The organism is Pseudomonas sp. QS1027, from assembly GCF_002814235.1.
Classification (GTDB): domain Bacteria; phylum Pseudomonadota; class Gammaproteobacteria; order Pseudomonadales; family Pseudomonadaceae; genus Aquipseudomonas.
Window position 1 is genome coordinate 60,599 of the sequence record NZ_PHSU01000015.1, and the last position, 13,401, is coordinate 73,999.

Below are 13,401 nucleotides of genomic sequence, written 5' to 3' on the forward strand. Positions count from 1 at the left end.
TCCTTGATCGATTGAGCCAGATTAGACGCTGGGGCCGATTCGTCGAATCGGCCCCAGGGCCGTTCAGGTGTGGTTAGAGAATGTTGAATGGAATGGTGGTGACCAGGCGGAACTCGGTGATGCTGCCGTCGCCCTGGTTGGCCGTGGCCCGGTGCTCCGTATAGTTGGCCCGGATCGAGGCCGCCTTGAGCGGGCCGCTCTGGATGACATAGGACGCGCCGATGCCTTGCTCGTAGTGCTTCTCGTCATGCATGTTCTTCACATCGTAAGCGGTGCCGGTGTAGTGAGTCCCGTCGATGCCCCAGCCGTGGGCCTGGTAGACATTGAACTTCAATCCCGGAACGCCGTACTCGGCCATGTTCAGGCCATAGGCGATCTGGAAGGATTTTTCGTTCGGGCCGTTGAAGTCCGACAGCAGGGAGTTGGCCAGGTAGATACCGTTGGTTTCGTGCAGGTAGTCGAAGTACTCGTTACCGTCGATTTCCTGGTAGGAGAAGGTCAGGCTATGGGCCTGGTGAGTCAGGCCGAACGACAGCGAGTAGGCGTCGTTGTTGATTTCACCCATCTTCTTTTTGCCGGTGTCGAGGGTCTTGTAGTAGTTCAGGCCGGTGGTCAGGCCCAGCACCGAGCTGTCGCCCAGTTCATGGGTGGCACCGAAATAGTACTGGTTCCAGAAGTCTTCGACGTTGGACACGTAGAGGCTGGTTTTCAGGCTCTTGAACGGCTGATAGTTGAGACCCGCCATGTTGACGTGATCGGTCTCGACATCGATGTTGGTGTACTCGGAGCGGAATTTCGACAGGCTCTCTTCGGTCCTTGGCGACACCCGGTCAAAGGTGGCGGCGTCGAACGACAGGTTGTTGAACTCTTCGCTATGGAGGCTCACGCCTTCGAAGCTCGAGGGCAGCACGCGGTTGGGCATCACGTCGACGATCGGCGTGCTGTAGCTCTGCCGGCCGGCGGTCACGGTGGTGTTCGACACGCGGAACTTGACGTTGGCCAGGCCGAGCTTGCTCCACTGGCCCTGCGCGTCGCCGCCGTCTTTGGTCAGGGTGCGGTTGTTGCCCAGGCCGCCGACACCTGGAATCGGTGCGCCGCCATTGGCCGAAGCCAGGCGTTCGGTATCGCGTTCCAGGGCGACGACGTTATACACCGCCACTTCAGTGCTGACCCCAACGGTCCCCTCGCTGAAGCCGGAGTTGTACTTGACGATGGTGCCTTGCAGCCAGTTGATACGACGGTCGGTAGGGATCAATACGCCATGGTCGTTGTAGTGGAACTTGCCACCCCGTTGGAGCTGCTCGTTGGCATACCAGTTACGGGTGAGACCGCTCACGCTTTGCTCTTCGAAAAAGCCCTTGGTCTGTTCCTGGGCATTGGTCGAACTCAGGCTCGTCGGGACGAAATCCTGGCTCTGGGTTTCGGCGTGGGCCATCACGGAGGCACTGCCGATGGCCAAGGCTAACAACGTTTTTTGAGAGAGTTTCAAGGTTAAAGCTCCTTATTTTCTTTTTTTAATACCGGCCTTCTTGGCTGATCCGGCTTTTTGGTGAACACATTATTTGCTTGCGCAATCGTTTGCCTGGCAGGGTTTTGCCGAATTTCGGCTGCAAGTTTGCGTAGGAGCGAAATTCGCTCCCACAGCACGGGTCACGGTTTTATTGTTCGATACTGACGCCCGAGAATGTGTTCCGGCCAAAGGGACTGACCTTGAAACCTTCGACTCTGGTGCTCAACGGCTGGCTGACCGTCGAATGGGCGATAGGCGTAATCGGCACCTGTTGCTTGAGCAACTGCTGGGCCTGCTGGTAGAGCGCCACGCGTTGATCGTGGTCGGTGATGAGCTTGGCCTGTTTGATCAGCTTGTCGTATTGCGGGTTGCACCACATGGAGTAGTTGTTGCCGCCAATCGCGTCGCAGCCGTAGAGGGTGCCGAGCCAGTTGTCCGGGTCTCCGTTGTCGCCGGTCCAGCCGATCAGGCTGATGTCGTGCTCGCCATTCTTGGTGCGCTTGACGTACTCGCCCCATTCATAGCTGACGATCTTCACCTTCAGGCCGATCTTCGCCCAGTCGGCCTGGAGCATTTCGGCCATCAGCTTGGCGTTGGGGTTGTACGGGCGTTGCACCGGCATGGCCCAGAGGGTGATCTCGGTGCCTTCCTTGACGCCGGCGGCCTTGAGCAGTTGCCGGGCTTTTTCCGGGTTGTAGGGGGCATCCTTGATGCTCTCGTCGTAGGACCATTGGCTCGGCGGCATGGCGTTGACCGCTAGTTGCCCGGCACCCTGGTAGACGGCATTGAGAATGCTCGGCTTGTTCACCGCCATGTCCAGCGCCTGGCGGACCTGGAGCTGGTCGAAGGGTTTGTGCTGCACGTTGTAGGCGATATAGCCCAGGTTGAAGCCGGGCTTCTGGATGACCTGCAGCTTGGGGTCTTTCTTCAGTCCGTCGACATCGGCGGGGCGCGGGTGCAGGGTGATCTGGCATTCACCGCGCTTGAGTTTCTGCACCCGCACCGAGGCATCGGTGTTGATGGCGAAAATCAGCTGGTCGAGCTGGACCTTGTCCGGGTCCCAGTACTGCTTGTTGGCCACGTAGCGGATCTGCGCGTCTTTCTGATAGCGCTGGAACACATATGGCCCGGTGCCGATGGGCTTCTGGTTGATCTCGCTGGGTTTACCGGCGGCGAGCAACTGGTCGGCGTATTCGGCGGAGAGAATCGCGGCGAAGCTCATGGCGATGTTCTGGATGAACGCGGCGTCGACCGAATTGAGGGTCATGACCACGGTCAGCGGCCCGGTCTTTTCGACCTTGGCGATGTTCTTGTTCAGGCTCATCCCGTTGAAGTACGGAAACTCGGTGGGGTAGGCCTTGCGAAACGGCTGCGCGGGATCGAGCATGCGGTTGAAGGTGAACACCACGTCGTCGGCGTTGAAGTCGCGGGACGGTGTGAAATAGGCGGTGGTGTGGAACTTCACGCCACGGCGCAGGTGGAAGGTATACACCAGGCCATCCGCTGAAATATCCCAACTTTCGGCCAGCGCCGGTGCGACGGAGGTCTCACCTTTGACGAACTCCACCAGCCGGTTGTAGAGCGGCTCGGCGGCGTCGTTGTCGGTAGCGGTGGTGTACTGCGCGGTGTCAAACCCTGCCGGGCTGCCCTCGGAGCAGAACACCAGGCTGCCGGCAGCCTGGACAAAGGGGGCGCCCGCCCACAGGGCGGCTCCCACCAAAGCGGATAAAGTGAAGGTCTGGCGCATGACGGTCCCAATCCTTTTGTTATTGTCATCGGCGAACAATGGCCGTGTTGGGAACACGGGAACCATCGCCGATCAAGTCAGTGAATGCAGCAATGCCGCTCGTGAACGCATGTCAGCGAAGTCTTGACGTTACGAGGCCAAGTCGATGCGGTAAATGCGTAGAGCCTTAGAGAGCTGTAGGAAAACTCTGTGCGGCGGTCATCCGTTTGCGGGTTACCGCCAACGGATTCCGGACAATTCCTGCAATTCTGGCGGGGAGGCGAAGACAACGTCCTAGGACGCCGTCTTCGCGCAACCTCACTTGCTGACGCTGACGCCGTAGAAGGAGTTCAAGCCGAACGGGCTGATCTTGAAGTCCTGCACCTTGGCGCTCATGGGTTGGAACACCGTCGAGTGTGCGATAGGTGTATAGGGGACTTGGTCTTTGAGGATGTGTTGCGCCTGCTTGTACAGCTCGGTGCGTTTGCCCTGGTCGGCAGTCGACTTGGCTTCTTTGATCAGATCCTCGAAGGGCTTGTAGCAGAACTTCGAGAAGTTGTTGCCGTTGACCGCATCACAGCCGAACAGCACGCCCAGCCAGTTGTCGGGGTCCCCATTGTCGCCGCTCCAGCCAATCAGCATGGCTTGCTGCTCGCCACCCTTGGCACGCTTGAGGTATTCGCCCCACTCGTAGCTGACGATCTTGACGTTGAGGCCGATGTTCTTCCAGTCGGACTGGAGCATCTCAGCCATCAGCTTGGCGTTGGGGTTGTACGGACGCTGGACCGGCATGGCCCACAGGGTGATCTCGGTGCCTGGCTTGACGCCGGCTTCCTTGAGCAGTTCCTTGGCTTTTTCCGGGTCGTACTTGGCGTCCTTGATGGTGGTGTCGTAGGACCATTGGGTGGGCGGCATGGCGTTGACCGCCAGTTGGCCGGCGCCCTGGTAGACCGATTCGATGATCTGCTTCTTGTTCACCGACATGTCCAGCGCCTGGCGTACGCGCAGGTCAGCCAACGGGTTGGCGGCGGTCTGGTCCTTGAGGACCGGCATCACGTTGTAGGCGATGTAACCCAGGTTGAAGCCGGCCTGTTCAGGCATCTTCAGGCTGCTGTCGGCCTTGAGCGGGGCGATGTCGGCCGGACGTGGATAGGCGGTGATCTGGCATTCGCCTTTCTTGAGCTTCTGCGCACGTACCGACGGGTCGGTGGTGATGGCGAAGATCAGGTTGTCGACCTTGACGTCCTCAGGCTTCCAGTAGTCCTTGTTCCCGGTGTAGCGGATGTTGGAGTCTTTCTGGTAGCTCTTGAACACGAACGGACCAGTGCCGATCGGCTTCTGGTTGATGTCGCTGGCCTTGCCTTCCTTGAGCAGCTTGTCGGCGTACTCGGCGGACTGGATCGAGGCGAAGCTCATCGCCAAGTCCTGGATGAACGCGGCGTCCACGGTTTTCAGGGTGAACTTGACGGTCTTGTCGTCGAGTTTTTCCACCTTGGTGATGTTGCTGTCCATGCCCATGTCGGTGAAGTACGGGAATTCGGTCGGATAGGCCTTGCGGAACGGCATGTCCTTGTCGAGCATGCGGTTGAAGGTGAACAGCACGTCGTCGGCGTTGAAGTTACGCGTCGGCTTGAAGTAATCGGTGGTATGGAACTTGACACCTTCACGCAGGTGGAAGGTGTAGGTCAGGCCGTCCGGGGTCACGTCCCAGCTGGTCGCCAGGCCAGGAATCACGGCGGTGCCGCCACGTTCGAACTGGCTCAGACGGTTGAAGACGGTTTCCGCGGAGGCGTCGAAGTCGGTTCCGGCGGTGTACAGGCCTGGATCGAAACCAGCCGGGCTCCCTTCGGAGCAGAACACCAGGTTAGTCGCGGCGACGGCGAACGGTGCGCTGGCCAAGAGGCCTGCGCCGACTAAAAACGGAATGACTGCTTTTTTAAGCATGGTGGCCTCATGATTTGTTGTCATTTTTGGTTTTGAGGACGACCTCGTGAGTCGACCTGCGGATACTTATGCAGGCCCCATACCCATTGCAAGATGCAGATACGTGCGAAGCCTCAAAGAGTGGCACGAACGTACACGAATGTCGCATATGTGTAAATTCTGACGCATTTGACAGGTTTCGAGGGGATTTTCAGGTGCGCGAGACGCACTTCAAGCGGGCAACCGGGGCGTCTGGCGCACCCGGTTGGGGCATGGTGTTACTTGCCCAGGCTCACGCCGTAGAAGGGTGTCAGGCCGAACGGGCTGATCTTGAAGTCGTGCACTTCCTTGCGCATCGGCTGGAACACCGTCGAGTTGGCGATCGGGGTGATCGGCACCTGTTCCTTGAGGATTTTCTGCGCCTGCTGGTAGAGCTTGACCCGCTCGTCATGGTTGCTGCTGAGCTTGGCTTTCTGGATCAGTTGATCATAGGCCGGGTCGCACCATTTTGCGTAGTTGCTGCCTTTGACCGCGGCACAGCTGTAGAGCACGCCGAGCCAGTTGTCCGGGTCACCGTTGTCGCCGGTCCAGCCGTAGATCATGACGTCATGCTCGCCGTTCTTGGCGCGCTTGATGTACTCGCCCCACTCGTAGCTGACGATATTGGCCTTGATCCCGACCTTGGCCCAGTCGGCCTGGATCATCTGCGCCGACATCCGCGCATTGGGGTTGGAGGCCCGTTGTACGGTCATCGCCCAGAGGTCGATGCTGGTGCCTTCGGCCACGCCGGCTTCCTTTAGTAACGCGCGGGCCTTGGTCGGGTCGTACGGCGCGTCCTTGATGGTCGGGTCATAAGACCATTGGCCCGGCGGCAGGGCGTTCTGTGCCAGTTGGCCGGCGCTCTGGTAGACCGCCTTGATGATCGCCGGCTTGTCGATGGCCATGTCCAGGGCCTGGCGGACCTTGAGCTGGTCCAGGGGCTTGTGGGTGACGTTGTAGGCGAGGAAGCCGAGGTTGAAGCCCGGCTGCTGCAGCACCACCAGGTTCTTGTCCTGCTTCATGATCTCGATATCGGCCGGGCGCGGGTAGCCGCTGACCTGGCATTCCCCGGCCTTGAGTTTTTGCAGGCGGGCGGCGGCATCCGGGGTGATGGCGAAGATCAGGTTGTCGAGTTTGACGTCCTCGGGTTTCCAGTAGTCCTTGTTGGCCACGTAGCGGATCTGCGAGTCTTTCTGGTAACGCTTGAACACGAACGGACCGGTGCCCACCGGCTTCTGGTTGATGTCGGCGGCGCGGCCTTCCTTGAGCAGTTGCGCGGCGTATTCGGCGGACTGGATCGAGGCGAAGCTCATGGCCAGGTTCTGCACGAAGGCGGCGTCGATATGGTTCAGGGTGAAGCGCACGGTCTGCTCGTCGAGTTTTTCGACGTTCTTGATCGTGGTGTTGAGGTCCATGTCGCTGAAATACGGCGATTCCGAAGGGTAGGCCTTGCGGAACGGATGATTGGCGTCGAGCAGGCGCTGGAAGGTGAAGAGCACGTCTTCGGCGTTGAAGTCGCGGCTCGGCTTGAAGTCATCGGTGGTGTGGAACTTCACGCCGGAGCGCAGGTGAAAGGTGTACGCCAGGCCGTCCGGGGCCACGTCCCAGCTCGTGGCCAGGCCGGGTTCGACCTCGGTGCCGCCGCGCTTGAACTGGGCCAGGCGGTTGAACACGGTTTCCGCCGAGGCGTCGAAGTCGGTGCCGCTGGTGTACTGGCTCGGGTCGAAGCCGGCGGGGCTGGCTTCGGAGCAGTAGACCAGGGTCGAGGCCGCCTGGGCCAAGGGTGTACAGGCCAGCAAGGCGGCCGCCAGCAGTAGCGGTTTGAAGGCAATCTTTTCCATTGAAAAGCCTCGAAGGTGCGTAATAGAGCGGGGAGGGTTCCGACTCTAGCACGGCCTATCGAGGCCTTGGTGCCGACAATAAAGGGGGCCGGTGCGGGGTTTACTGCAAGACCTCGATCACCCCATCGGCATTCATGTTGACTTGTGCCTTGCCGGCTTCCACGTCCGGGGTCGGCGCGGCGTCCATGGCCGGGGCTTTCATCATCATCGCGCCACGGGCGTACGGTTGTGGATAACCGTTGCTGTTGAGGTTGAGGTTGACGATTTTGTAGCCCTTGCCACCCAGGGCCTCGGTGGCCAGTTGGGCACGGGCCTTGAACGCGGCGATGGCTTCCTTGAACAGGGCATCCTCGCTGGCCTTGCGAGTGCTGGTGGAAATGGCGAAGTTCATGCTTTCCATTTTCAGGTCTTGCATCAGTTCGCCGGTCAGCTTGGACAACGCGGCAAAGTCGGCGCTTTCCAGGCGCAGCTCAGCGCGTTCACGCCAGCCGGTGATCTTCTGGGTCTTGTTGTCGTAGATCGGGTAGCTGTTGCGGCTGCCTTGGCTCAAGGTGATTTCCTTGACCGCCTTGGCCTGGCCCAGCGCCTTGTTCAGGGTGGTGGTGACGTCGGCGGCGAGCTTGGCCGGATCGCTGTTCTGCGCCTCGGTATAGAGGGTCACGATCATCAGGTCGCGGGCCACTTCCTGGCTGGCTTCGGCGCGCAGGGAAATCTGGTTGTAATGCGGCTCGTCGACGGCCAGGGCCGGCAGGCTGGCCAGGGAACTGAGGCTGAGGGCGAGAAGGGCGGCGCGGCGGGTGAAGTGCATAAAAGCTCCTTGGGATTCGGTGCGCGGGTATTGTCGGGCAGTCCCGCGTGCAGGCATCAGACTACGCCGGGATTGTCCGGTTCGCGTCGTTACAACTTCAATACATATAGCGCCAACTGCCCACGAGGTTACGCTGTTTGACCCAGTGGGCGCAGGTCGACGCAAGGCGGGCTTTTCACCGTGCAGATAGGCTGTGTTCAGGCTCGAACGTCGGTAGCGCAGAGAGTGGATACGAGTCTCATGGACGACTTTGAGCAAAGACAGAGAATGCACAAATTATACGAGAGAATTCAGGTCTTTATGTTTAGATCAATAATGAGTGTTAATAAGTATTTTTATATCCAATCCATCTGATGAACTGTCATTTCTGACAGGTGACGATTTATTGCCAGGCGCGTTAATGTTTTTTCTTCGCCAACCCTTGCGGATGATTAATATATGACTGGCTCAAATGATTCAAACGAAGCAGCAGAGGTTCGAGGTAGTCTGGACTATACCTTTGGTGTGGCAGGTAAAGTTTATTTGTTTGACGGCACTGGAGTTTATCTGCAGCCCTGCGCTACTCATATACTGTCAGACGGAAAAATACTCTGCGCAGCCTACTCGGATGATCTTCAGGTGACCTATCTGATCAGGCTTGATGGTCGGGGCGTTGTAGATGCAAGTTTTGGTAGTGCGGGGATTTCTCGATTCAAGTTGTCTGATTTTTTTCCAGGGATGAGTTTGGCGAAACCCTATAATGTGAAGTTTGATGCTGGTCGTAATAAAGTTGTTATGGGTTTCTTTGTCAGTGACGGACCTGATGCCAGGGCAACTGGGTTGGCAAGGTTTGAGTCAGATGGAAGTTTAGATGAGGATTTCGGAATTGGCGGGGTGATGATCTGGGAAGATGAAGATATCAGCGTTGATCAGGGGGGCGCGGTTTCGCCTGATGAGGAGGCGATACGAAATTTTCGTTCCCCGGATTATCGTGGGGCGATGGTGTTGCTGGATGATGGTAGCGTCATGATTCTGTCCACTCTCCGTACCGGTATTTGGGATGTGACTTTTCTCACGAAAGTGGGTAATGATGGTTTCCTGGATAAAACATTTTGTGAAGTGGGATACACGTTTATTTCTCGAAATAGTCGGCATGTCTGGGCCGAAGACCTTGTGCGCCAAGGTGACAATTTTTTGGTGGCAGCAACCTCTCGCCTGACGGGGGAGGGGGAGTGGTTTATTGCCAGATATGATGCCAATGGCAATTTGGATACCCATTTTGCGACCGATGGCTACTATGATGGCCAGCCGAGGGTCAAAAACGTCATTTTGCCTAGGGAGGGCAGCGCGGAATTTTATCTTGTCGGCACCTCTGCAAATACGGCTTCCCAGCATTTGTTCCTCGTGCTCCAACGTCGTGGAATGGATGGCCAGGTGGATCCGCTTTTTGGAGAGCAAGGATGGGCTGGGGTTACCGGTGGTCCAAACACGGCTGACACTGTCGTCTGGAAAGCAGCGCTCTATAATCCGCAATCAACCGTGGTTGTTGCAGGCTCTGTTGCGCTCGCCTCTTCTGGCTTTAGTAAAGTTTTTATTGCCAGCCTCGAGCAGGATATGGGATGGGACGGTGCTTTTGGTAATCAGGGGATTGTCATGTTCGACGGTGAGGCCATTATCAATGGACTTTCTGTACAGCCGGACAGGAAAATTATCTTCATTTACAAAATGGACGAGTCCGCAGCCTTTGCTCTTGTGCGATTGCATGGATAAACAGTAGCGTCCAGCCGGCCGTTGAGTCATTTTCCAATGGCCGGTTTTACAAAGCTCGCTGATGTCTGCCGGCTGTGGCGGTTTGCCGCACATTCGCCTGTCCGCGCCCCGGCTGGTTATACTCGTGGCGATCCGCCTGGAGCGCTCATCAGGAGAGCTCATGCTCGCCCCCGTTCAACTGCTGTCCGCGACCCGTCAGAACCTCTGGCGCCTGACCTTTATCCGTATTCTGGTACTGGCGGCCCAGGCCGGTTCCGTGGGCATCGCCTACTGGTTCGACCTGCTGCCGTTGCCCTGGCTGCAACTGGCGATGACCCTGGCCTGTTCCATGGTGCTCTGCGCCTTCACCGTGGTACGCCTGCGGACCACCTGGCCGGTCACCGAACTCGAATACGCCGTGCAACTGGCCTGCGACCTGTTTATCCACAGCGCCTTGCTGTATTTCTCCGGCGGTTCGACCAACCCCTTCGTCTCTTATTACCTGGTGCCACTGACCATCGCCGCGGTGACCCTGCCCTGGCGCTACTCGGTGGTCCTCTCCGGCGCGGCGCTGGTGCTCTACACCTTGCTGCTGGTGCAGTTCTACCCGCTGGAAACCTTCCCGATCTCCCGCGAGAAGCTGCAGATCTACGGCATGTGGCTGAGCTTTGCCCTGGCCGCCGCGGTGATCACCTTCTTCGCCGCGAAGATGGCCGAGGAATTGCGCCGCCAGGAAGAGTTGCGCGCCCTGCGCCGTGAAGAGGGCCTGCGGGACCAGCAACTGCTGGCCGTGGCGACCCAGGCCGCCGGCGCCGCCCATGAATTGGGTACGCCCCTGGCGACCATGAGCGTGCTGCTCAAGGAAATGCGCCAGGACCATTCGGACCCGCTGCTCCAGGACGACCTGAGCGTGCTCCAGGACCAGGTCAAGCTGTGCAAGCAAACCTTGCAGCAACTGGTCCGCGCCGCCGAGGCCAATCGCCGGCTGGCGGTGGAGATGCAGGACGTCACGGTCTGGCTCGACGAAGCGCTGAACCGCTGGCACCTGATGCGTCCGGAAGCCAGTTACCGCTTCCAGCGCCTCGGCCAGGGCGATGTGCCACGCCTGGCACCGCCGCCGGACCTGACCCAGGCCTTGCTCAACCTGTTGAACAATGCCGCCGACGCCTGTCCCGAGGGCCTCGAAGTGCAGCTCGACTGGGATGAGGAAAACCTCACCATCAATATTCGTGACCACGGCGCCGGTGTGCCGCTGGCCATCGCCGAGCAGATCGGCAAACCGTTTTTTACCACCAAGGGCAAAGGCTTCGGCCTGGGCCTGTTCTTGAGCAAGGCCAGCGTGACCCGCGCTGGCGGCTCGGTGAAACTCTACAGTCATGAGGAAGGTGGCACGCTCACCGAGCTGCGCCTGCCCCGTGTTGCCCGAGGAGAAGAAGCATGAGTGACGAGATCCAGGTCGAAGGCGAGGAACTGCCGCACCTGTTGCTGGTGGACGACGATGCCACCTTTACCCGCGTGATGGCGCGGGCCATGAGCCGTCGCGGTTTTCGCGTCAGCACCGCCGGCTCCGCCGAAGAGGGCCTGATCCTGGCCCAGCAGGACCTGCCGGACTACGCCGCGCTGGACCTGAAGATGGACGGCGATTCCGGCCTGGTGCTGCTGCCCAAGCTGCTGGAACTCGATCCGGAGATGCGCGTGCTGATCCTCACCGGCTATTCGAGCATCGCCACGGCGGTGGAGGCGATCAAGCGCGGGGCCTGCAACTACCTGTGCAAGCCGGCGGATGCCGACGACGTGCTGGCGGCCTTGCTCTCCGAGCATGCCGACCTCGATACCCTGGTGCCGGAAAACCCGATGTCGGTGGACCGCCTGCAGTGGGAGCACATCCAGCGCGTGCTGACCGAGCACGAAGGCAATATCTCCGCCACCGCCCGTGCCCTGGGCATGCATCGACGGACCTTGCAGCGCAAATTGCAGAAGCGGCCGGTGCGGCGCTGAACCGGCGCTGAACGAATCCTTTTCAAACCGCGCTACGGCGGGTGCGAATCATCTATGATCGGTTGGTGAAATTTCTTACGCCAACCGAGCCTTAGAATGACTAAGAACGCTGAATATTCCGCGGTCAACGATGCAGTAAAAGGGCATTTTTTTCGTAGGGTCTGGCAACTGGCCTCGCCTTACTGGCGCAGTGAAGAGAAGGGCAAGGCCTGGCTGTTGCTGATCTGTGTGGTGGCCCTGTCACTTTTCAGCGTCGGCATTTCGGTCTGGCTGAACAATTGGTACAAGGATTTCTACAACGCCTTGCAGGAGAAAAACAGTGATGCCTTCTGGCACCTGATCCTGTATTTCGGCGGTATTGCCGCCGTCGCCATCCTCGGCGCGGTCTATCGGCTGTACCTGACCCAGATGCTCACCATCAGTTGGCGTCGCTGGCTGACCGAGCAGCATTTCAAGCGTTGGCTCGAACACAAGAACTACTACCAGATGGAGTCGGGCGGGAACACCGACAACCCGGACCAACGGCTGAGTGAAGACCTCAACAGCTTTACCGCCGATACCCTGACCCTGGGCCTTGGCCTGTTTCGTACAGTAGTCAGCCTGGTGTCGTTCTCGATCATCCTCTGGGGGGTATCGGGGAGTATCGAAGTCTTCGGCATCAGCATTCCCGGTTATATGTTCTGGTGCGCCTTCCTTTATGCGGCCGTCGGCAGTTGGCTGACCCGGGTGATCGGCAGCCACTTGATTCCGTTGAACAACCAACAACAACGCTTTGAAGCCGATATGCGCTTCTCGTTGGTGCGGGTTCGTGAAAACGCCGAAAGCATTGCCCTGTATGACGGCGAGCCGAATGAAAAGCAGCGCCTGAGTACCCGTTTCGGCAAGGTCTGGTCCAACTACTGGGCGCTGATGCGCGTCACCAAGCGCCTGACCTTCTTCACCGCCGGTTACAGCCAGATCGCGATCATTTTCCCGTTCATGGTGGCGGCACCGCGCTATTTCGCCGGCAAGATCCAGCTCGGCGAACTGATGCAGATCAACTCGGCGTTTGGCAATGTGCAGGAAAACTTCAGCTGGTTCATCGATGCCTACTCCAGTCTTGCGGTATGGAAAGCCACCTGTGACCGTCTGCTGAGTTTCCGTCAGGCCATGCTCGACAACGAAGACCGTGCTCCGGCCATCGACGTGCAGAACCAGGGTGAAGCCTTGCAGGTGAATAACCTGGACCTGGATCTGGCGGACGGTCGGCATCTGCTGGCCGGTGCAAGCATGAATGTGGCCCCGGGCGAGCGGGTGATGCTCAGCGGGCGTTCCGGCAGTGGCAAAAGCACCTTGTTGCGCGCCATGGGCAATCTCTGGCCACGGGGCGGTGGCAGTATCCGCTTGCCGGCCGCGCGCTCGCTGTTCCTGCCGCAGAAACCCTATCTGCCGATCGGCAGCCTGCGTGAGGCGATGAGTTATCCACAGCCGGGCGATGCCTATCCGGATGAGCGTTACCAGGAGGTCTTGCAGACCTGCCGTCTGCCACACCTGGCCGGACGACTGGATGAGAGCAATCACTGGCAGCGGATGTTGTCGCCGGGTGAGCAGCAACGCCTGGCCTTTGCCCGCGCGCTGCTTTATGCCCCGCAATGGCTGTTCCTCGACGAAGCCACGGCGGCCATGGACGAGGAGGATGAAGCGGCGCTGTATCAGGCCCTGATCGACCAGATCCCGGGCTTGAGCATTGTCAGCGTCGGGCACCGCAGCAGCCTGAACAAGTTCCACCCGCGACATTTGCGTATCGAGCGCGGACACCTGGTTACCCAGGAGGCCGTCAGCGCATAGT

General features: G+C 59.1%; 9 protein-coding genes. 4 read left to right on the forward strand and 5 right to left on the reverse strand.

Features of this window, described 5'->3' with window-relative positions:
- Positions 1-73 precede the first annotated feature (73 nt).
- The 5 genes from CWE01_RS14550 to CWE01_RS14570 all read right to left on the reverse strand — a co-directional run bounded on the left by CWE01_RS14550 (position 74) and on the right by CWE01_RS14570 (position 7,847).
- On the reverse strand, positions 74-1,489 hold the full coding sequence (locus tag CWE01_RS14550; RefSeq protein WP_100941233.1) for an OprD family porin: 1,416 nt from the start codon (positions 1,487-1,489) through the stop codon (positions 74-76).
- A gap of 169 nt (positions 1,490-1,658) precedes the next feature.
- On the reverse strand, positions 1,659-3,257 hold the full coding sequence (locus CWE01_RS14555) for an ABC transporter substrate-binding protein (RefSeq protein WP_100941234.1): 1,599 nt from the start codon (positions 3,255-3,257) through the stop codon (positions 1,659-1,661).
- Between the two features lie 297 nt (positions 3,258-3,554).
- Complete coding sequence (locus CWE01_RS14560) at positions 3,555-5,180, reverse strand: ABC transporter substrate-binding protein (protein WP_100941235.1); 1,626 nt, start codon at positions 5,178-5,180, stop codon at positions 3,555-3,557.
- Between the two features lie 257 nt (positions 5,181-5,437).
- Entirely contained in the window at positions 5,438-7,039 is a 1,602-nt protein-coding gene (locus tag CWE01_RS14565) for an ABC transporter substrate-binding protein (protein WP_100941236.1), read from the reverse strand.
- Positions 7,040-7,139: 100 nt separating this feature from the next.
- Positions 7,140-7,847 (reverse strand): SIMPL domain-containing protein, encoded by a 708-nt coding sequence (locus CWE01_RS14570; RefSeq protein ID WP_100941237.1) that lies wholly within the window; start codon positions 7,845-7,847, stop codon positions 7,140-7,142.
- Positions 7,848-8,285: 438 nt separating this feature from the next.
- On the opposite strand from CWE01_RS14570, the gene CWE01_RS14575 reads away from it, so the two are divergent.
- The 4 genes from CWE01_RS14575 (at position 8,286) to CWE01_RS14590 (ending at position 13,400) form a co-directional block, all read left to right on the forward strand.
- Complete coding sequence (locus CWE01_RS14575) at positions 8,286-9,596, forward strand: hypothetical protein (RefSeq protein WP_100941238.1); 1,311 nt, start codon at positions 8,286-8,288, stop codon at positions 9,594-9,596.
- Positions 9,597-9,756: 160 nt separating this feature from the next.
- A complete protein-coding gene (locus tag CWE01_RS14580; RefSeq protein WP_100941239.1) occupies positions 9,757-11,016 on the forward strand; it encodes an ATP-binding protein in 1,260 nt (419 codons plus the stop codon).
- Positions 11,013-11,573 (forward strand): response regulator transcription factor, encoded by a 561-nt coding sequence (locus CWE01_RS14585; RefSeq protein ID WP_100941240.1) that lies wholly within the window; start codon positions 11,013-11,015, stop codon positions 11,571-11,573. The genes CWE01_RS14580 and CWE01_RS14585 overlap by 4 nt, the downstream gene beginning before the upstream one ends.
- Positions 11,574-11,669: 96 nt before the next feature.
- Entirely contained in the window at positions 11,670-13,400 is a 1,731-nt protein-coding gene (locus CWE01_RS14590; protein WP_100941241.1) for an ABC transporter ATP-binding protein/permease, read from the forward strand.
- The last annotated feature ends 1 nt before the right edge of the window (position 13,401 follow it).

Excerpts from the sequence above, each read along its gene's own strand:
- CWE01_RS14555 (WP_100941234.1), bottom strand. The coding sequence starts at position 3,257 with ATGCGCCAGACCTTCACTTTATCCGCTTTGGTGGGAGCCGCCCTGTGG.
- CWE01_RS14560 (WP_100941235.1), bottom strand. The coding sequence starts at position 5,180 with ATGCTTAAAAAAGCAGTCATTCCGTTTTTAGTCGGCGCAGGCCTCTTG.
- CWE01_RS14565 (WP_100941236.1), bottom strand. The coding sequence starts at position 7,039 with ATGGAAAAGATTGCCTTCAAACCGCTACTGCTGGCGGCCGCCTTGCTG.
- CWE01_RS14570 (WP_100941237.1), bottom strand. The coding sequence starts at position 7,847 with ATGCACTTCACCCGCCGCGCCGCCCTTCTCGCCCTCAGCCTCAGTTCC.
- CWE01_RS14575 (WP_100941238.1), top strand. The coding sequence starts at position 8,286 with ATGACTGGCTCAAATGATTCAAACGAAGCAGCAGAGGTTCGAGGTAGT.
- CWE01_RS14580 (WP_100941239.1), top strand. The coding sequence starts at position 9,757 with ATGCTCGCCCCCGTTCAACTGCTGTCCGCGACCCGTCAGAACCTCTGG.
- CWE01_RS14585 (WP_100941240.1), top strand. The coding sequence starts at position 11,013 with ATGAGTGACGAGATCCAGGTCGAAGGCGAGGAACTGCCGCACCTGTTG.
- CWE01_RS14590 (WP_100941241.1), top strand. The coding sequence starts at position 11,670 with ATGACTAAGAACGCTGAATATTCCGCGGTCAACGATGCAGTAAAAGGG.